A 17,750-nucleotide genomic window follows, 5' to 3' on the forward strand; every position below is an offset into this window, starting at 1 on the left:
CGAATCCGCCCGGACCGGCTCAGCTCTTGTCGTCACCCTCGCGGTCATGCCACTTAGGATCCGTCTCCCACTCCAGGTTCCGCTCCTGGGCCGTCTGCATCGCGTGCGCGGCCTCTTCCCGTGACGCGTACGGGCCGAAGCGGTCCTTGCCCGGGCACTCGGGCCCTTCCTCGACCTTCTTGTGTTCCAGGCAGTAGTACCACTCGCCCGGCTTGCCGACCGTGCGCTTCTTGAACAGGGCCATCCCCGGCTCCCTTCCCGCGAGCGGCTGATGCGCTCCCACGCCGCCATCGTGCCCGATGTGCGCTCGTTACACTCACTGACATGTCTGTCCCGTCGCTGCTCGTACCAGGCGAGCTCTCTCCCATCCGCTCCGTGCCCGGCAGCATCCGCCGCCCCGAATACGTGGGCAAGCCGGCGCCGACCCCGTACACCGGGCCGGAGGTGCAGACCCCCGAGACCATCGAGGCGATGCGGATCGCGGGCCGGATCGCCGCGCAGGCGATGGAGGCGGCCGCCAAGCACATCGCCCCCGGCGTCACCACCGACGAACTCGACCGGATCGCCCACGAGTTCATGCTCGACCACGGCGCCTACCCGTCGACCCTCGGCTACCGCGGCTTCCCCAAGTCGCTGTGCACGAGCGTCAACGAGGTCATCTGCCACGGCATTCCGGACTCCACCGTGCTCAACGACGGCGACATCATCAACCTGGACGTCACCGCGTACATCGGCGGCGTACACGGCGACAACAACGCGACCTACTTCGTGGGCGACGTCGACGAGGAGTCGAAGCTGCTCGTCGAGCGCACCCGCGAATCCCTCAACCGCGCCATCAAGGCCGTGAAGCCGGGCCGCCAGATCAACATCATCGGCCGGGTCATCGAGTCGTACGCGAAGAGGTTCGGCTACGGGGTCGTGCGCGACTTCACCGGCCACGGCATCAATTCCTCGTTCCACAGCGGCCTGATCATTCCGCACTACGACTCGCCGCACGCCACGACGGTGATCCAGCCGGGCATGACCTTCACGATCGAGCCGATGCTCACGCTCGGCACGCATGAGTACGACATGTGGGACGACGGCTGGACGGTCGTCACCAAGGACAGGAAGCGCACCGCGCAGTTCGAGCACACACTGGTGGTGACGGACACGGGAGCGGAGATCCTGACCCTTCCCTGAGCCCCACCACGCACCCGCTGGGCCCGTCGATTTCGGCGGGCCCTTCGTGTTGCCCGGAAGGGTTCTTCTTGCGTCCGGGAGGTTTTACCGACAGCCAGTCCGGAAACTTTCCCGACAGGTCGTCGGGAACCCATTGACTTAGGCAAGCCTAAGTAGCAGGATCAGACACAGTTTCCCGCTTCTTCGGACCCGGAGGTCCCTGTGGACACATCCGTCACGCCCTTCTCGACGGTCATCCGCACCGCGTCGCACGAGCAGCACACCGAGGCCGAGACCTCGACGTTCATGAGTGACCTGCTCGGCGGGCGGCTCGGTGTGGACGCGTACACGCGCTACACCGAGCAGCTGTGGTTCGTGTACCGGGCGCTGGAGGACGCGGCACCGGTCCTCAAGGACGACCCGGTGGCGGGCCCGTTCATACAGCCCGAGCTGATGCGCACGGCCGCCCTCGAGCGCGACCTCACGCATCTGCACGGCGGCGAGGGCTGGCGCGAGACGCTCGCGCCGCTCGCGGCCACGGCCGTGTACGCGGAGCGCGTCGCCGAGTGCGCGCGCAGCTGGCCCGCGGGCTATGTGGCGCACCACTACACGCGCTACCTCGGCGACCTGTCCGGCGGCCAGATCATCCGCGACAAGGCCGAGAAGACCTGGGGCTTCAGCCGCAAGGGCGACGGCGTGCGGTTCTACGTCTTCGAGGAGATCACCAACCCGGCGGCGTTCAAGCGCGGCTACCGCGAGCTGCTCGACGGCCTCGCGGTGGACGATCTGGAGAAGCAGCGCGTGATCGACGAGTGCAAGCGGGCCTTCGCGCTGAACACCGGAGTGTTCCGTGCGCTCGGCGAGGAGTTCCCGCTCAGCGCCTGAGTGACGGGATGGGCGGGGTGCTTGTGACGCCCCGCCGGTCCGCGTTCACCAGCGCGCCGGCGGCGGCGCCGTCAGCTGGTCGGCCAGGCGGGAGAGCCGGTCGCGCAGCCGGCGGCCCGAGCGCAGGCTGGGGGCCGCCGACGGCAGACAGTTCTCGCCCGCGGCCGCGCTGACCAGATGCTGCACCGTGTCCAGGTTCAGCTCGCGCGAGGGCGGCACGCTCAGCAACTCATGGGCCAGCGAGGGCATTTCGTCCCCGCCCGTGTCGAGCGCCAGGACCGTGGCCCCCGCCCGCCGCGCGTCGTGCACGCGCGAGAGCAGCCCCTCGCCGGGGGTGTCCGGGGCCACCACCAGGAGCGTCTCGCCGCTGCGGGCCGCCTCGATCCTGCCCAGGCCGACCGACAGGTGCGCGGGATCCGAGGCGTGCACCTGATGCCGTACGAGCGTCGGCGTCAGCTCCGGCGTGCCCGACCAGGCCGCCTCGTCCACGAGGTGGGCGGCCAGATGCCACGGCTCGTACTCCTCGGTGCCGACCAGGAGAAGCCCGCCGCCGTGCGGCACGACCGAGCCGCGCAGGGAAGCGGCGAAACGGCGGGTGGCGGACGGCCACTCCGTACCGGCGAGCACTTCGCGCAGCAGCGCGACCCTGACGGCGTCCATGGATCGCATACTGCCCCAAGTGGGGTGGGGCGCAGGCGGGTTCGGCGTATCTGTCTCCCGAGCGGTCGACGGCGGGTGGCGTAGGGTCGTACGGGCGTACGGAACTCGTGCGTGCAACTGACCGTGTACGGCCAACACTCGTACGCGCCTCGTGCGGCTGACGGGCCGTGTACCGCCGACACCCGTACGGTTTCCGGCCGTTCACCCCTCGTTCCGCTCGCCTTGAGAGCGTCGGTGGCCCGGACGTACAGACCAGGGGGCCTGATGGCGAGCGAGGTGTCCGTTCCGTTCCGCGGCGGCCGCGAGGGCTATGCCAGTTTCCGTATCCCCGCCGTGGTGGGCAGCCGGGCAGGCACGCTGCTCGCCTTCTGCGAAGGCCGGGTCGCCTCCGCGTCCGACGCCGGCAACATCGACATCGTCCTCAAGCGCTCCACCGACGGCGGCCGCACCTGGAGCCCGCTCGCCGTCGTCGCCCGCAACGCCGACCACCTCGCGGGCAACCCGGCCCCCGTGGCCCTCGCCGACGGCCGCGTCCTGCTCGTCCACGTCCGCAACGCGGGCGGCGCGACCGAGGCCCGGATCCGCCGCGGACAGGTCCCGGCCGCCGAGGGCCGCCGCGTGTACGTGATGCACAGCGACGACGACGGGCTCACCTGGTCCAGCCCGCGGGAGATCACCGCGCAGACCAAGAGGGCGAGTTGGCGCTGGTACGCGACCACGCCGGGCCATGCGATCCAGCTCGCGTCCGGCCGGATCGTCGTCCCCGCGAACCACTCGCTGCCGCCCGCGGCCGGCTCCGGCGACGACGGCACCGAAGGGCACTACAACGGCGGCCACTGCCTGCTCAGCGACGACCGCGGACAGAACTGGCGGATCGGCTACGTGGACGGGCACGAAGAAGGCGCGATCGGCCTCATCAACGTGAACGAGACCACCGCCGCCCAACTCCCGGACGGTCGCGTCTACTTCAACACCCGCAACGACTCGCCCGCCCCCGGCAACCGCGCCGAGGCCTGGTCCAAGGACGGCGGCGAGACCCTCGTCAAGGCCTTCCGGCCGCAGGCCTGCCTCACCGGCCCCGTCGTCGAGGGCTCCGTACTCCAGCTTGACGACGGCCCGCTGCTCTACTCCGGCCCCGCGGACCCCGGCCACCGCGCCCTGATGACGATCCGCGCCAGCACCGACAACGGCTCCACCTGGCGGGCCACGCACACCGTGAGCGGGGTCCCCGCCGCGTACTCCGATCTCGTACGGATCGACGCGGACACCCTCGGTCTCCTCTACGAGACCGGGGACTTCGGCGCGTACGAGACGATCACCTTTCGGCGGATACCGCTCACCCGCGTCCTTCCGTAGCAGGGCCGCGGCGGTGGCACATATGGGCCGAAGAGATAGCACGTACGGCCGGAACTCAACAGGCCGTTACCAGCAAGTATCGTCAGCGCCATGACTACGAATGATGCCCCTGCGGCAGCGCCCGCGAAGGCCCCCGCCAAGGATCCCTGGGAGCTGCCGGACGTATCCGGCCTCGTCGTCGGTGTGCTCGGCGGCACCGGGGACCAGGGCCGCGGTCTCGCCTACCGGCTCGCCCGCGCCGGCCAGAAGGTGATCATCGGCTCCCGCGCCGCGGACCGCGCGCAGACCGCCGCCGACGAACTCGGACTCGGCATCGAGGGCGCCGACAACGCCGAGTGCGCCCGGCGCAGCGACATCGTGATCGTCGCCGTGCCGTGGGAGGGCCACGCCAAGACCCTCGAGGCGCTGCGCGAGGACCTTGCGGGCAAGCTCGTCGTGGACTGCGTCAACCCGCTCGGCTTCGACAAGAAGGGCGCGTACGCGCTCAAGGTCGAGGAGGGCAGCGCCGCCGAGCAGGCCGCCGCCCTGCTGCCCGAGTCCCGGGTCACGGCCGCCTTCCACCATCTCTCGGCGGTCCTGCTCCAGGACGAGTCGGTCGAGGAGATCGACACCGATGTGATGGTGCTCGGCGAGGTACGCGCCGACACCGACATCGTGCAGGCCCTGGCCGGCCGCATCCCGGGCATGCGCGGCGTCTTCGCCGGGCGGCTGCGCAACGCCCACCAGGTCGAGGCGCTCGTGGCGAACCTGATCTCGGTGAACCGCCGCTACAAGGCACACGCCGGACTGCGCGTCACGGACATCTGAGCCCCGCCCGGGCCGCTGCCGGGATGCCCGTACGGAAAGAGGCGGGGCATGGGGGACACTGGTCGGCGTAGCACCGAATGCGACACCCGACAGGAGCCGTCCCCATGCCCCGCCTCGCTCTGTACGCGCTGATCGTCTGCGTCCTCGCCGTGGCCGCGGCCGTCGTCTCCTTCTGGCAGGGCAGCCTGCTCGGGATCATCTGGGTCCTGATCGCCGGTCTGTCCTCGAACATGACCTGGTACTACTTCAAGAAGGGCCGCGCCCGGCGCGGACCGGTCGCGGGCTAGCCGCCGATCTGGCACCCGGGGTTCTCCTCGGCCCAGAAGCGGTAGAGGTTCTGCCCGCAGTACGACTCGAACTCCTCGATCCCGAGCACGCCGAGCAGCGAGTCGATCAGGTCGAAGAAGGCCACGTTGACCTCCGGGATCCACAGCACACCGAACACGGCGAGCAGCCCGAACGGTGCGAAGGGCTCCACCTGGCGCCGGATCTTGTACGAGAGCCACGGCTCGATCACGCCGTAGCCGTCGAGTCCAGGGACCGGCAGGAAGTTCAGGAGCGCGGCCGTCACCTGGAGCAGGGCGAGGAACGCCAGCGCGTACCGGAAGACGAGCGGCACCCCGTCGAGCGCGTCCAGCCAGAACGGCGCCGTGCACACGATCGCGAACAGCACGTTGGTGAGCGGCCCCGCGGCCGAGATCAGACTGTGCTTCCAGCGCCCCTGGATCCGCCCGCGCTCGATGAACACCGCACCGCCCGGAAGACCGAGCCCGCCCATGATCACGAAGAGGACGGGCAGGACGATGCTGAGCAGCGCATGGGTGTATTTCAGCGGATTGAGCGTGAGGTAGCCCTTGGCGCCGATCGAGATGTCGCCGCTGTGCAGCGCGGTCCTGGCGTGCGCGTACTCGTGCAGACACAGCGACACGATCCACGCACCCGTGACGAACACGAAGACGGCGACCCCGGGGTTGTCCGCGAACCCCGTCCACGCCGCCCAGCCGCCCGCGGCCGTCACGGCCACGATGCCGAGGAAGACGGGACTGATCCGCCGGTCGCTGCGCCGGATGGCGGTGGTCATGGGCCGGGCTCCTGCCGTCAGCTGATGGGTACGGTACGACGCTATCGGTGACGTGAGGGCAACGGATCGTAGGCGTGCGGGGTTCCTGCCGCACAAGGGCCGGGCAAGCGTTGGCCAAGGGACGGGCAAGGGCGGCGCGGGTCCCCGCGCCGTACAAGGGAGAATGGCTCACGTGCGCTATTCCGTCCTCGGCACCACCCAGGCCCATCGTCCCGACGGCACCGCCGTGACCTTGGGCGGCGCCCGGCTGCGGGCGCTGCTCACGGTGCTCGCGCTCACGCCGGGGCGTGCCGTCGCGATCGGGCGGCTCGTGGACGAGGTGTGGGGCGGGGAGCCGCCCGCCGATGCCGCCGGTGCGCTGCAGGCGCTGGTCGGCCGGCTGCGGCGGGGCCTGGGTGCGGACGCGGTCGAACTCGGCCCGGGCGGCTACCGGTTGACCGTCGAGCACGAGGACGTGGACGCGTACCGCTTCGAGCGGCTGGCCTCCGAGGGGGCCAATGCCCTGGCCGACGGTGATCCGGTCAAGGCGCTGGCCCTGTTCGACGAGGGCCTTGCCCTGTGGCGTGGTCCGGCGCTGGCGGATCTGCCGGGCCGGGACAGCGAGGCTCCCCGCTGGGAGGCCAGACGTCTGGAAGCGCGCCGCGGACGCTTCACGGCGGCGCTCGCGCTCGGTCGCGCCGAGCAGCTCCTGCCGGAGCTGGCCGCCCTTGCCGAGGCCCACCCGCTGGACGAACCGCTCCAGGCCCTGCGGCTGCGGGCGCTGCGCGACGCGGGGCGCGCGGCCGAGGCGCTGGCCGCCTATGAGGACGTACGGGAGCGGCTCGCCGATCAGCTCGGCGCGGACCCGGGGCCCGAACTGCGGGCGCTGCACGCCGAGTTGCTCGACCCGGCGCCGCTGCCCGCTGCGGAGGTCCGTGCGGAACCCGGGGCCGGTGGCCGGCCGCCGGCCGTGACCGCCGGGCATCCGGCCGCCATCGCCGGGCAGTCCGCCGCCGCGGGACCGTCCGCCGGGCCGGCCGCCGCACAGGCGCCCGGCCGAGCGGCAGCCGAGCCCGCCCCTCGCAAGGGCAACCTCCGCGCCCGCCTCACCTCCTTCGTCGGCCGCGAGCCCGAGCTCGAGGCGATCCGCGGCGACCTCGCCGGGGCCCGCCTTGTCACCCTGCTCGGTCCCGGCGGTGCCGGAAAGACCCGGCTGTCGCAGGAGGCCGCCGACGGGCTCGGCTTCCGCGACGGCGTCTGGCTCGCCGAGCTCGCGCCCGTGAGCGCGGACGCCGACCCCGAGGCCGTACCGGAAGCGGTGCTCACGGCGCTCGGCGCGCGCGAGACCGTCCTGTACGGGGCCGGTGCCGAGGAGCTGCGGTCCGTGGACCGCAGCGGCCAGGACCCCCTCGTACGCCTGGTGGAACACTGCGCGCGGCGCGAGCTGCTGCTCGTCCTCGACAACTGTGAGCATGTGATCGGCGCCGCCGCCGACATGCTGGCGTATCTGCTGGCCCGCTGCCCCGGTCTGACGGTGCTCGCGACGAGCCGTGAACCCCTGGGCGTACCGGGCGAGTTGGTGCGGCCGCTCGGGCCGCTGCCCGAAGCCAAGGCGCTGCGGCTGCTCGGCGAGCGCGGGGCGGCCGCCCGGCCCGGTTTCACGGTCGACGAGGACCGCGCGGCGGCCGAGGAGATCTGCCGTCGCCTCGACGGTCAGCCGCTCGCCATCGAGCTCGCCGCGGCCCGGCTGCGGATGCTCACCCCGCGCCAGATCGCCGACCGGCTCGACGACCGCTTCCGCCTGCTGACCGGCGGCAGCCGTACGGTCCTGCCGCGCCAGCAGACCCTGCGGGCCGTCGTGGACTGGTCCTGGGACCTGCTCGACGACCCGGAACGGGCCGTGCTGCGCAGGCTGTCGGTGTTCGCGCGCGGCTGCGACCTGAGCGCCGCCGAGGCCGTGTGCGGGGCCGTGCCCGAGACGGACGGGGACGCCGCGTGCCATCTGCACCTCATGGTGGACCGGCGCGACGTCACCGATCTGCTCGGCTCGCTGGTCGACAAGTCCCTTGTGGTGGCGGCCCCTTCGGGAGGCGGCGAGATGCGCTACCGGCTCCTGGAGACGGTCGCCGAGTACGCCGCCGAGCGTCTCGACGAGGCGGGGGAGCGGGCGCTCGCCGCGCGGGCCCATCTCGTGCACTACCGCGAACTCGCCCGCACCACCGACCCGTTGCTGCGCACAAGCCGCCAGTTCGAGGCCATCGAGCTGATCGAGACCGAGTACGAGAACCTGCGCACCGCCCTGCGCCGCTCCATCGCGCTGCGCGACGAGCACGAGGCCCTGTGCCTGGTGCACTCCCTGTGCTGGTACTGGCAGATGCGCGACCAGCGGGCCGAGGCGCAGCACTGGTCGGCCGCCGCGGTGCAGCTGGGCCCCGAACCCTTCACGCACCCCGTGACCCCCGCCCCCGACGTGTACGAGCGGTGCACGGACGCGCCGCCGCCGATGAGCCCCGAGGTGTTCGCGGAGGCGCGGCGCGGGGCCCGGCTGATCCAGGTGGCCACGATGGACCACGGTCACGACCTGTGGTCAGGCGTGGCCGGCGGTGACGAGCGGGACTTCCTGAGCGCCGTCGTGGAGACGTACCGGCCGGGCATGCCGCAGACCTGCCGTATGCCCGGCTCGATCTGGTTCTTCGCAAGACTTTTGAGCGGTGAACCCTTCGACGTCCTGGAGCTCAGTGCTCAACAGGTGCGCGCCTGCCGCGAGTTCGGCTTCCGCTGGGAGCTCGCCGGAGCGCTCCAGATGCGCGCCAACATCCTCGCCAACCGCAGCGAATGGTCCGTCGACGCCGCGGCCAACGCCGACGAGGCGCTCGCGATCTACGGCGAACTCGGCGACGTATGGGGCCAGGCCGAGGCGCTGTCCGCGCGCGGTGAGGCCTGGGAGCGGCAGGGCGAGTTCGAGCGGGCCGTCGACGACTACCGGGACGCCATCGAACGGGCCGAACGCATCGGCGCACACACCCAGGTGATGGTGCTCAAGTCCCGTCTCGCCGGCGGTGCGCTCGTCGAACTCGGCCGCGGCGACGAGGCCGAACGCATCCTGCGCGACATCATCGAAGAAGCCGATCCCGCGCTCAGCGAGGCGCAGGCCTTCGCCCGGCTCTACTTCGCGCTGCATCTGGGCCGCACCGGCCGGACCGAGGAGGCGCGGCAGCATCTGTCCTGGCTGCGCGACCAGTTCCTGTCCGGGCCCATCGTGATGTTCCGCGGCATGCTGGACGGGATGCTCGGCTGGCTCGACACGGTGGACGGCGACTACGCGTCCGCGGTCGGCCATGCGCGCAGCGCCCTCGCCCATGCGATGGAGCCGATGTCGCAGATGGTCATGCCACAGCTGACCGCGAACCATCTGGCCCTCGCGGCCAAGGCGTTGGCCGGCCTCGGTGGCGAGGAGCGTGCTCGCGTCGGGGCCCGGCTGCTCGGGGTGTCCGACGCGCACCGGCCGCCCCTGCACGTATCGCCGCTGTTCGAGCGGGAGATGCGCGCGGACGCGGAGGCGCTGGTGCGTACGCGGCTCAGCGACGAGGTGTACGAGCGGGAGCACGCGGAAGGCGGCGGCCTCTCCGTGGAGGAGGCCGCCGCCTTGCTCTGAGCCGCTGTCGCAGCTCAGGGTTACTGATCCGTGCCGCTCAGACGCGATCCGACCGGAGACGGATCAGGTCTGTGGGGCGCTGCGCATCAGCTCTTCTTCGCGAACTTGTAGATGGCGTACGGAGCCATGACCACGGTCAGTCCGACCGTCCAGGCCAGCGTCACCCACAGGCCGTGGGCGACCGGGTGGCCGGTGGTCATCAGGCCGCGGGCCGCGTCCGCGAGACCGGACATCGGGTTGTACTCGGTGAAGTTCTGCAGCCAGCCCGGCATGTTCTGCGTCGGGGTGAAGATCGACGAGCCGAACTGCAGCGGCATCATCACCAGGAAGCCGAGGGCCTGCACGGACTGGGGGCTCTTCAGGGTCACACCGAGCACCAGGAAGATCCACATCACGGCGGAGCCGAAGAGCACCGAGAGCCCGACAGCCGCGAACAGACCGGGCCAGCTCTCGATGTCGAAGCCCACGAGGACCGCGACGAGCATCAGGACGGCGATGGCGATCAGCTGCCGCATGATCTCGACGGAGATCTTCGCGAACAGGACCGAGCCGCGGCCGATGGGCAGGGACCGGAAGCGGTCCATGATGCCCTTGTGGAAGTCCTCGTTGAAGCCGGTGCCGACGGCCTGGGCGATCGACATCGACATCATCGCGAGCATGCCGGGGATCACGTACTGGACGTAGGCGTCCTGGCCGCCGCCCATGGCCTTGCCGATCGAGCCGCCGAAGACGTACACGAAGAGCAGGGTGAAGACGACCGGCATCAGGAGGGCGTCGAACATCGACTCCGGGTCCTTCTTGATCCACAGCAGGTTGCGGCGGATCAGGGCTCCGGTGTGGCGCAGGTTGGCCCGCAGTCCGATGCGGCCGTCGGCCTCTCCGGCGTGCAGAGGCGGTTGGTCGAGCGATTCGGGCTTGTTGAGGGTTGCGGTGCTCATACGGCGGCCTCCTCGAGTTCACGGGCGGGCGCGTCCTGCGGAGCACTGGCCTTCTGGCCGGTCAGCGAGAGGAACACCTCGTCCAGGCTGGGCAGTTCGGTGGCGATGTCGGCGAGCGCGAAACCGGCGGCGGCCAGATGGCCGACGATCGCGGTGAGCTGCTCATCGCTCTGCACGGGCACGATCACGGTGCCGGTCTCGGCGTCGACGGTCGCCGTGGCGAGGCCGGTCAGGCCCGAGGCGTCCAGGTCGGCGGCCATCGTGCGCAGCTGCAGAGGATCGGCCGGGCGGATGCGCAGGGTGCGGCCGCCGACCTTCGCCTTGAGCTCGGAGATCCCGCCCTCGGCGATGATCCGGCCACGGTCGATCACGGTGAGCTCGGAGGCCAGCTGCTCGGCCTCCTCCATGTACTGGGTGGTGAGCAGGACGGTCACGCCCTCGCCGACCATGCGCTTGACCTCGGTCCACACCTCGTTGCGGGTACGGGGGTCGAGACCGGTGGTCGGCTCGTCCAGGTAGAGGACGGCGGGCTGGCCGATCATCGAGGCGGCCAGGTCGAGACGGCGGCGCATACCGCCGGAGTACGTGCCGGCGGTGCGCTTGGCGGCGTCGGTGAGGGAGAAGCGCTCGAGCAGGTCGTTCGCCCGCTTCTTGGCGCCGGCCCTGGACAGATCGAGCAGCCGCCCGATCATGTACAGGTTCTCGAAGCCGGAGAGCTTCTCGTCGACCGAGGCGTACTGACCGGTCAGGCCGATCTTGCGGCGCAGCTGCCGGGGCTGGGTGAGGACGTCGTACCCGGCCACGAAGGCCGAGCCCGCGTCGGGCTGGATGAGGGTGGAGAGGACTCGTACGAGGGTGGTCTTGCCGGCCCCGTTCGGGCCGAGCACACCGAGGACGGTGCCTTCACGGACGTCGAGGTCGACGCCGTCGAGCGCTCGTGTTCCTTGAGGACCGCCGTAGTGCTTGACCAGTCCTCGCACGGTGACGGCGCTGCCGCCGGGGATCGAGTTCTTGTCGGATCGCGTCATGTCCCCAAGGTTTGGGGTGCCCACCGACAGGGCACCGACACGGTGCCGACAGCTGTTGTCGGTGGCCGACAGGATGCCTATACGTGCAGGTGGGGGCGGGTGGGGTCGCCTTTTCCCCTACCCGCCCCTTCCCGCCTGTGACATTTGCGTCTCCGCCGCGTGGGGGGCTTCGCCCCAGACCCCGCATCCGAACTTCGTTCGGATCGCCTCAAACGCCGGCGGGGCTGGGTGGTGCCGACCTAGTGGAAGCTGTGCTCCTCGCGCGGGAACGTGCCGCCCACGACCTCCTCGGAGAACTCCTGCGCGGCGCGCACCATCTGCGCCCGCAGATCCGCGTACTGCTTCACGAAGCGCGGCATCTTGCCGGAGGTCAGGCCCATCATGTCGGTGTAGACGAGGACCTGCGCGTCGCATTCGGGACCCGCGCCGATGCCGACGGTCGGGATGTGCAGCGAGCGGCTGACCTCGGCCGCGAGCTCGGCCGGTACCAGCTCCAGGACGAGTGCGAACGCGCCGGCGTCCTGAGCCGCCTTCGCGTCGCGAAGCAGCCGGTGGGCGTCCTCGTCGCCGCGGCCCTGCACCCGGTAGCCCATGGTGTTCACGGACTGCGGGGTCAGGCCCAGGTGGGACATCACGGGGATGCCGGACTGCACGAGGAGCTCGGTCTGCGCGAGCGAGCGCTCGCCGCCCTCCAGCTTCACGGCCCCGACGCCGGCCTCCTTGACCAGCCGGGTCGCCGAGCGCAGCGCCTGCACCGGGCCCTCCTGATACGAGCCGAACGGCAGGTCGCCGACGACCAGGGCGCGCGAGGTGCCCCGTACGACCGCCGCCGAGAGCATGGTCATCTCGTCGAGCGTGACGGGGACGGTGGTGTCGTACCCGAGGTGGCAGTTGCCCATCGAGTCGCCGACGAGCAGGACGGGTACGCCGGCCTCGTCGAAGACGGAGGCGGTCATCGCGTCGTACGCGGTGAGCATGGGCCACTTCTCGCCGCGCTCCTTGGCGGCGATCAGATCGCGGACGGTGACACGGCGGTTGGACTTGCCCCCGTACAGCGCCTTGCTGCTGTCGGATACCGCCTGCTGCGGGGCAGGCGTCTGGGCAGCCGAGAACTGCGTCATGGCAACGGCTCCTTCAGTCATCTCGAGGCGCCCTCACGGCGTCCCCGGATCACCTCCCATGGTGGCATCCCGGGGGCGGTCGGGGCTAGGGCACCCCTTGAGCCCGCCTCACGGCCCTCACGCACGGGCCCGTACCGGGTAAAGACTCCTTAAGACTTTCCAATACGAGACGGTGTCGTATCGAAATGGGTCTACGCTCGTCCGTATGACGACGACTCCCGCCACACCACCCCGCATACCGGAAGCAGTCCACCGGCGCCGCTGGGCGATTCTCGGCGTTCTGATGCTCAGCCTGCTGATCGTGGTGCTCGACAACTCGATCCTGAACGTCGCGGTCAAGACCATCTCCGAACCCGAACCCACCGGACTCGGCGCCAGTCAGGGCGAGTTGGAGTGGGCGATCAACTCCTACACGCTGGTCTTCGCCGGCATGCTGTTCACCGCCGGACTGCTCGGCGACCGGCTCGGGCGCAAGAGGATGCTGCTCGCCGGTCTTGTCGTGTTCGGCGCCGGCTCGCTGCTCGCGGCCGAGTCCGGATCGCCGGCGATGCTCATCGTGTTCCGTGCCGTGATGGGTCTGGGCGCCGCCTTCGTGATGCCCGCGACGCTCGCGATCCTGATGAACGTCTTCGAACGCGAGGAGCAGCCCAAGGCCATCGGCATCTGGGCCGCCGGTGTCGGTCTCGCGATCGCGATCGGCCCCATCACCGGGGGACTGCTGCTCGACCACTTCTGGTGGGGCTCGGTGTTCCTGATCAACGTGCCGATCGTCGCGCTCGCGCTGGTCCTGATGATCGTGCTCGTGCCGGACTCCAAGGACCCGAGCCCGGGCCGTATCGACCCGCTCGGTGTGCTCCTGTCGATCCTCGGTCTCGTGCTGCTCGTCTACGGGATCATCGAGGGCGGCCGTATCGCCGACTTCGCGGACCCGCTGGTGCTCGCCACCATGGCCGCCGGGGTCGTCGTGCTCATCCTGTTCGTGCTGCACCAAAAGCGCAGCGACCACCCGTCCATCGACATCACCTACTTCAAGAACAAGGTGTTCTCCGCCGCGATCGGCGCCATCGCCCTGGTCTTCTTCGCGATGATGGGCGTCACCTTCTTCTCCGTCTTCTATCTGCAGAGCGTGCGCGGATACAGCCCGCTGCAGAGCGGTCTGCTCCTGATCCCGCTGGCCGCCGCCCAGTTGATCTTCGCGCCGCGCGCCCGGCTCGTCGTCGACCGCTTCGGCAACCGTGCCGTGTGCACCGCGGGGCTCCTGGTGATCGCCGCGACGCTCGCCGCGTTCGCGACCCTGGACGCGGACACCCCGATCTGGCTGCTCGAAGTGATCTTCTTCCTGATGGGCGCGGGGATGGCGCACATCATGACCCCGGTGAGCGTGGTCATCATGCAGGCCCTGCCGCGCGAGAAGGCCGGTTCGGCCTCCGCGCTCAGCAACACCTTCCGTCAGGTCGGCGGTGCGCTCGGGATCGCGATCCTCGGCTCGGTGCTCTCCGCCTCGTACCGCTCGAGCATCGAAGGCCACCTCACCGCGCTGCCGCCCGAGGCGCAGCACGCGGCCGGCGAGTCGATCGAGGCGACGCTCGGCGTCGCACGCTCGCTCGGCGAACGCGGCGAAGCGCTCGTCGCCCCGGCCTACAACGCCTTCCTCGACGCGATGCACATCACCGCCCTGTGCGGAGCGGGCGTCGCCCTGATCGGTGTCGTGGTGGTCGCCCTGTTCCTGCCGGGCCGCCCGCCGAAGGACGAGAACGCGCCGTCCGAGCCCTCCGAGCCGGTGGGTGCGGGCCGGTAGCTCCCGGCTGCACGACAATGGCGTACGCGTACGCAGGGGTCCGTACGCGTACGCACACAGAAGGGGAGCGCGGCGGATGAGCTCGATGGACCGGCCGGAACCACGGCACGAGGAGGGCCGGTCCCCGGGCGTGCGCGGGCGGCCGCGCAGCGAGGCGGTCGAACGGGCCATCATCGAGGGCGTGATGCGCCTCCTGGAGGAGGGCGTCTCGCTCGGTGACATGTCCATCGAGCGCATTGCGCGCACGGCCGGCGTCGGCAAGGCCACCATCTACCGTCGGTGGAAGGGCAAGGAGGAGCTCTTCGTCGAGGTCATGCGGGTGGTGGACGCACCCGACCAGGAACTTCCCGGTGAGTCCGTACGGGATGATCTCGTCGTCATCCTCGAAGGGATCCGCCACCGGGGTCTCGCCAAGCGCTCGTCGGCGCTGCTGCAGAGCCTGCTCGCCCAGGCCAAGAACTATCCGCAGCTGTGGGACCTCTACCACGCCGAGATCGTGGCCACGCGCCGCGCCCGGCTCACGCAGGTGCTCAAGCGCGGGATCGCGTCGGGCGAGCTCCGTGGCGACGTCGACCTCTCGCTGATGGCCGACCTGTTCACCGGCCCCCTGCTCACGCGCACCATCCTCAGCCACGACGCGCCCCTGCCCGACGGCCTCTCCGAGACCGTCGTGGACACCGTGATCGAAGGGCTGCGCACCTGAGGACCCTGGTTCCCGGCGGCGATACGCCTCTGATGTGCGGGTTTCGTCACAGCGGGGTGTGACCCGCGGTAAGACGGAACTGCCCGCCGCCGCCCGCCGTCCTCGTAGCAGTACGGCCGTCCCGGGGACGCTCTCCCCGTTGAAGGTGTGACGGCAAGGCACGGCACCGCCATCACCTAGGGTCGAACGGGTACGAGGACGGTGTGCACGGCGAATGAGGCGACGGTATGGCGCAGGCGTATATGACGGAGACGGGGACCGGCGGCTCGGGTCCTGAGCACCGCTCCCGTGTCCGGCGCCTGCTCGACGACTGGCGCAGAGGCTTCCGGGACCGGTCCGTCTGGCGCCGCGGGCTCGTCGTCGCGGGCCTCGCGGTGCTGCTCGCCCTGATCATGGCGCTGCATTCGCGCATCCCCAACCGCATCGGCAACATCGGCTCGCTCACCGAGACCTTCCTGCCGTGGCTGGGCCTCTTCGTGCCGGTGCTGCTCGTGCTCGCCGTGGTCCGCAGGTCGGCCACCGCCCTGATCGCCGTGCTGCTTCCGGCCCTTGTGTGGGTGAATCTCTTCGGCGGCCTGGTCTTCGACAAGTCCTCCGCGGGCGGCGACCTCACGGTCGCGACCCACAACGTCAACGCCGAGAACTCCGACCCCGAGGGCACCGCCCGCAAGATCGCCGCGTCCGGCGCCCAGGTGGTGGCCCTGGAGGAACTCACCGGCGAGGCGCTGCCCACGTACAAGAAGGTCCTTGCCGAGACCTATCCGTACCGGGCGGTCGAGGGCACCGTCGGCGTCTGGAGCAAGTACCCGCTCAGCGACAGCCGGTCCGTGGACATCAAGATGGGCTGGACCCGTGCGCTGCGCACCACCGTCGAGTCCCCGAAGGGGGAGTTCGCGGTCTACGTGGCCCATCTGCCGTCCGTACGCGTCAAGTTGAACGCCGGCTTCACGGCCGGTCAGCGCGACAACAGCGCGGAGGCGCTCGGTGTCGCGATCCGCGACGACAAGGTCCGCAAGCTGATCCTGCTCGGCGACCTCAACGGCACCATGAACGACCGCGCCCTGTCCCCGGTCACCTCCCAGCTGCGCTCCACGCAGGGTGCGGCGGGGGACGGGTTCGGGTTCAGCTGGCCGGCGTCGTTCCCGATGGCGCGGATCGACCAGATCATGGTGCGCGGGATGGAGCCGGTGAAGTCGTGGACGCTGCCGGAGACCGGGAGCGATCACCTGCCGGTGGCGGCCTCGGTCGAGCTCTGAGGGCTCGTACGGTCCTGGGGCCTGCCTGAGTCGTACGGCCTCGGGGCCTGACTTACGGGATGACGGTGAGGCCTGACTTACGGGACGACGGCGAAGCCTGACTTACGGGACGACGATGTCCCGCTCGTGAAAGCCGGTGTCGGCGCCCGTGTCCCGTGGGCAGGGGCTCACATGCACCTCGGTGCCGCGGTCCGTCGCATGGTGCTCACGGCCGGCGGAGCCGATGCCGCTCACGGAGGCGATCACGGCGACCACCGCGAGCACCAGAGCCGCGATCGCGAGGCCGTGGCGCAGGGCCGGCACATACGTCGGCGGAATCATGACGAACGGGCCCTTCGGTGCGGAAACGGGGATCTGACCAAGGTGCCAGCCTTTTATGGCCGCCTTAGCCGGATTCCTGCCTGATTCCTGCGCCGAAGGACCCGTCGTCGTAGGGTCCGAGGTCCCGGGACCCGTGGTCCCGTGGTCCCGTGGGGGAGTTACTTGGCCGAGCCCGTCCAGATCGCGTCGTCGTACTCGAGGATCTCGGGGCTCATCTCCAGCTGGAGTTCCTTCTCGGCGCCGACCGGGACGGAGAAGGCGTACTTGGCGGTGGCCTTCTTGCCGGGCAGGACCGTGCCCTCGAAGGGCTTGGTGCCGTTGGAGCCGTCGAAGATCATCTCGGTGTCGGAACCCTTGCCGTCACGCAGGCTGGGGAAGGCGCCGCTGATGTCGAGCTTTTCCTTGCTGCCGTTCTCGATCGTGATCGTGAACTGGTAGGCCTTGTTGCCCTTCTCGTGGCCCGCGGCGTACTGGTCCGGCGTGTACGCCTTCGGCGCGGAGACGGTGACCGCGACGCCGTCCTCGTACTCCCATGCGTCACCGAACGCGGCCGGGTCGCCGGAGTCCGCGGAGTCGGCCGGGGCTTCCTCGCCGGCGTCGGTGGCCTCTTCGGTCGGGTCCTTCGGCGCGGACGAGGAAGCGTCCTTGATGGCCTTGTCGAGCTCTTCGCCGGCTTCGTTGACGAACCACACGGTGAAGGCCAGTACGGCGATGGCGACGACCACGGCGATACCGCCGGTGATCGCACCGGCGAGCGCGGCGCCCTTGTTGGTGGCCTCACCACGGCGGGCGCGGCCCATGCCTATGAAACCGAAGACGAGTCCGAGCACACCGAGGATCGCGCCGACCCAGAACAGCACGATGGTGATCGCGAGGACGAGGCCGATGATGCCCGTGACGAGGGCGGCCGTGCCCAGACCGTTGCGCGGCTGCATGAACGGGCCCGCGGGCGGGGCCATCGGGTAGCCGGGGCCGGGCGGCGGCGGGGGAAACGCCTGGTA

General features: G+C 70.4%; 17 protein-coding genes. 9 read left to right on the forward strand and 8 right to left on the reverse strand.

What is annotated here, in order from left to right; all coding sequences use genetic code 11:
* Positions 1–19: 19 nt before the first annotated feature.
* The gene (locus tag G6045_RS19975) at positions 20–244 is read right to left on the reverse strand and encodes a hypothetical protein (RefSeq protein ID WP_165333389.1); all 225 of its coding nucleotides are present in this window, start codon (positions 242–244) and stop codon (positions 20–22) included.
* Between the two features lie 80 nt (positions 245–324).
* Between G6045_RS19975 and map the strand changes: the two genes are divergently transcribed.
* Both map and G6045_RS19985 read left to right on the forward strand, forming a co-directional pair.
* Positions 325–1,182, forward strand: coding sequence for a type I methionyl aminopeptidase (map, locus tag G6045_RS19980; protein WP_165333372.1), 858 nt, complete (start codon positions 325–327; stop codon positions 1,180–1,182).
* 201 nt (positions 1,183–1,383) lie between these two features.
* Positions 1,384–2,046: a biliverdin-producing heme oxygenase gene (locus G6045_RS19985; protein ID WP_165333373.1), complete on the forward strand. Its 663-nt coding sequence runs from the start codon at positions 1,384–1,386 to the stop codon at positions 2,044–2,046.
* A 45-nt stretch (positions 2,047–2,091) separates the two neighbouring features.
* Here G6045_RS19985 and G6045_RS19990 read toward each other — a convergent pair whose 3' ends face one another.
* Complete coding sequence (locus G6045_RS19990) at positions 2,092–2,706, reverse strand: hypothetical protein (protein ID WP_165333374.1); 615 nt, start codon at positions 2,704–2,706, stop codon at positions 2,092–2,094.
* A gap of 264 nt (positions 2,707–2,970) precedes the next feature.
* Here G6045_RS19990 and G6045_RS19995 point away from each other — a divergent pair, with 264 nt between their 5' ends.
* From G6045_RS19995 to G6045_RS20005, 3 genes are all read left to right on the forward strand, one after another.
* Positions 2,971–4,062 carry a sialidase family protein gene (locus G6045_RS19995; RefSeq protein WP_165333375.1) on the forward strand — a complete coding sequence of 364 codons (1,092 nt, stop codon included), beginning with the start codon at positions 2,971–2,973 and terminating at the stop codon, positions 4,060–4,062.
* A gap of 90 nt (positions 4,063–4,152) precedes the next feature.
* The gene (npdG, locus tag G6045_RS20000; RefSeq protein WP_165333376.1) at positions 4,153–4,869 is read left to right on the forward strand and encodes an NADPH-dependent F420 reductase; all 717 of its coding nucleotides are present in this window, start codon (positions 4,153–4,155) and stop codon (positions 4,867–4,869) included.
* Positions 4,870–4,973: 104 nt separating this feature from the next.
* Positions 4,974–5,156 (forward strand): hypothetical protein, encoded by a 183-nt coding sequence (locus tag G6045_RS20005; protein WP_165333377.1) that lies wholly within the window; start codon positions 4,974–4,976, stop codon positions 5,154–5,156.
* Here G6045_RS20005 and G6045_RS20010 read toward each other — a convergent pair.
* The gene (locus tag G6045_RS20010; RefSeq protein WP_165333378.1) at positions 5,153–5,950 is read right to left on the reverse strand and encodes a site-2 protease family protein; all 798 of its coding nucleotides are present in this window, start codon (positions 5,948–5,950) and stop codon (positions 5,153–5,155) included. The two genes, G6045_RS20005 and G6045_RS20010, sit on opposite strands and share 4 nt — an antisense overlap.
* 163 nt (positions 5,951–6,113) lie before the next feature.
* Between G6045_RS20010 and G6045_RS20015 the strand changes: the two genes are divergently transcribed.
* Complete coding sequence (locus G6045_RS20015) at positions 6,114–9,584, forward strand: AfsR/SARP family transcriptional regulator (protein ID WP_165333379.1); 3,471 nt, start codon at positions 6,114–6,116, stop codon at positions 9,582–9,584.
* 86 nt (positions 9,585–9,670) lie between these two features.
* Here G6045_RS20015 and G6045_RS20020 read toward each other — a convergent pair whose 3' ends face one another.
* From G6045_RS20020 to panB, 3 genes are all read right to left on the reverse strand, one after another.
* A complete protein-coding gene (locus tag G6045_RS20020; RefSeq protein WP_165333380.1) occupies positions 9,671–10,522 on the reverse strand; it encodes an ABC transporter permease in 852 nt (283 codons plus the stop codon).
* Entirely contained in the window at positions 10,519–11,550 is a 1,032-nt protein-coding gene (locus G6045_RS20025; protein WP_165333381.1) for an ATP-binding cassette domain-containing protein, read from the reverse strand. Before G6045_RS20025 ends, G6045_RS20020 begins: the two co-directional genes overlap by 4 nt.
* A 239-nt stretch (positions 11,551–11,789) precedes the next feature.
* Positions 11,790–12,671, reverse strand: a complete 882-nt coding sequence (panB, locus tag G6045_RS20030) for a 3-methyl-2-oxobutanoate hydroxymethyltransferase (protein ID WP_165333382.1) — start codon at positions 12,669–12,671, stop codon at positions 11,790–11,792.
* A gap of 205 nt (positions 12,672–12,876) precedes the next feature.
* Between panB and G6045_RS20035 the strand changes: the two genes are divergently transcribed.
* The 3 genes from G6045_RS20035 (at position 12,877) to G6045_RS20045 (ending at position 16,428) form a co-directional block, all read left to right on the forward strand.
* Complete coding sequence (locus G6045_RS20035; RefSeq protein WP_165333383.1) at positions 12,877–14,469, forward strand: MFS transporter; 1,593 nt, start codon at positions 12,877–12,879, stop codon at positions 14,467–14,469.
* 85 nt (positions 14,470–14,554) lie between these two features.
* A complete protein-coding gene (locus G6045_RS20040) occupies positions 14,555–15,172 on the forward strand; it encodes a TetR/AcrR family transcriptional regulator (RefSeq protein WP_165333390.1) in 618 nt (205 codons plus the stop codon).
* Between the two features lie 227 nt (positions 15,173–15,399).
* Complete coding sequence (locus tag G6045_RS20045) at positions 15,400–16,428, forward strand: endonuclease/exonuclease/phosphatase family protein (RefSeq protein WP_165333384.1); 1,029 nt, start codon at positions 15,400–15,402, stop codon at positions 16,426–16,428.
* A gap of 102 nt (positions 16,429–16,530) precedes the next feature.
* Here the strand turns inward: G6045_RS20045 and G6045_RS20050 are convergent, their stop codons facing one another.
* Positions 16,531–16,749 (reverse strand): hypothetical protein, encoded by a 219-nt coding sequence (locus tag G6045_RS20050; protein WP_165333385.1) that lies wholly within the window; start codon positions 16,747–16,749, stop codon positions 16,531–16,533.
* Between the two features lie 158 nt (positions 16,750–16,907).
* Positions 16,908–17,750, reverse strand: an 843-nt coding sequence (locus G6045_RS20055) for a DUF4190 domain-containing protein (RefSeq protein ID WP_328707835.1), incomplete at its 5' end; no start/stop codon positions are given.

It is taken from the genome of Streptomyces mesophilus, assembly GCF_011044995.1.
In the GTDB taxonomy this organism is placed as follows: Bacteria; Actinomycetota; Actinomycetes; order Streptomycetales; family Streptomycetaceae; genus Streptomyces; species Streptomyces mesophilus.

Bases quoted from the DNA above. Each gene is read 5' to 3' on its own strand.
- G6045_RS19975 (WP_165333389.1), bottom strand. From the start codon at position 244: ATGGCCCTGTTCAAGAAGCGCACGGTCGGCAAGCCGGGCGAGTGGTAC.
- map (WP_165333372.1), top strand. From the start codon at position 325: ATGTCTGTCCCGTCGCTGCTCGTACCAGGCGAGCTCTCTCCCATCCGC.
- G6045_RS19990 (WP_165333374.1), bottom strand. From the start codon at position 2,706: ATGGACGCCGTCAGGGTCGCGCTGCTGCGCGAAGTGCTCGCCGGTACG.
- G6045_RS19995 (WP_165333375.1), top strand. From the start codon at position 2,971: ATGGCGAGCGAGGTGTCCGTTCCGTTCCGCGGCGGCCGCGAGGGCTAT.
- npdG (WP_165333376.1), top strand. From the start codon at position 4,153: ATGACTACGAATGATGCCCCTGCGGCAGCGCCCGCGAAGGCCCCCGCC.
- G6045_RS20005 (WP_165333377.1), top strand. From the start codon at position 4,974: ATGCCCCGCCTCGCTCTGTACGCGCTGATCGTCTGCGTCCTCGCCGTG.
- G6045_RS20010 (WP_165333378.1), bottom strand. From the start codon at position 5,950: ATGACCACCGCCATCCGGCGCAGCGACCGGCGGATCAGTCCCGTCTTC.
- G6045_RS20015 (WP_165333379.1), top strand. From the start codon at position 6,114: ATGGCTCACGTGCGCTATTCCGTCCTCGGCACCACCCAGGCCCATCGT.
- G6045_RS20020 (WP_165333380.1), bottom strand. From the start codon at position 10,522: ATGAGCACCGCAACCCTCAACAAGCCCGAATCGCTCGACCAACCGCCT.
- G6045_RS20025 (WP_165333381.1), bottom strand. From the start codon at position 11,550: ATGACGCGATCCGACAAGAACTCGATCCCCGGCGGCAGCGCCGTCACC.
- panB (WP_165333382.1), bottom strand. From the start codon at position 12,671: ATGACGCAGTTCTCGGCTGCCCAGACGCCTGCCCCGCAGCAGGCGGTA.
- G6045_RS20035 (WP_165333383.1), top strand. From the start codon at position 12,877: ATGACGACGACTCCCGCCACACCACCCCGCATACCGGAAGCAGTCCAC.
- G6045_RS20040 (WP_165333390.1), top strand. From the start codon at position 14,555: ATGGACCGGCCGGAACCACGGCACGAGGAGGGCCGGTCCCCGGGCGTG.
- G6045_RS20045 (WP_165333384.1), top strand. From the start codon at position 15,400: ATGGCGCAGGCGTATATGACGGAGACGGGGACCGGCGGCTCGGGTCCT.
- G6045_RS20050 (WP_165333385.1), bottom strand. From the start codon at position 16,749: ATGATTCCGCCGACGTATGTGCCGGCCCTGCGCCACGGCCTCGCGATC.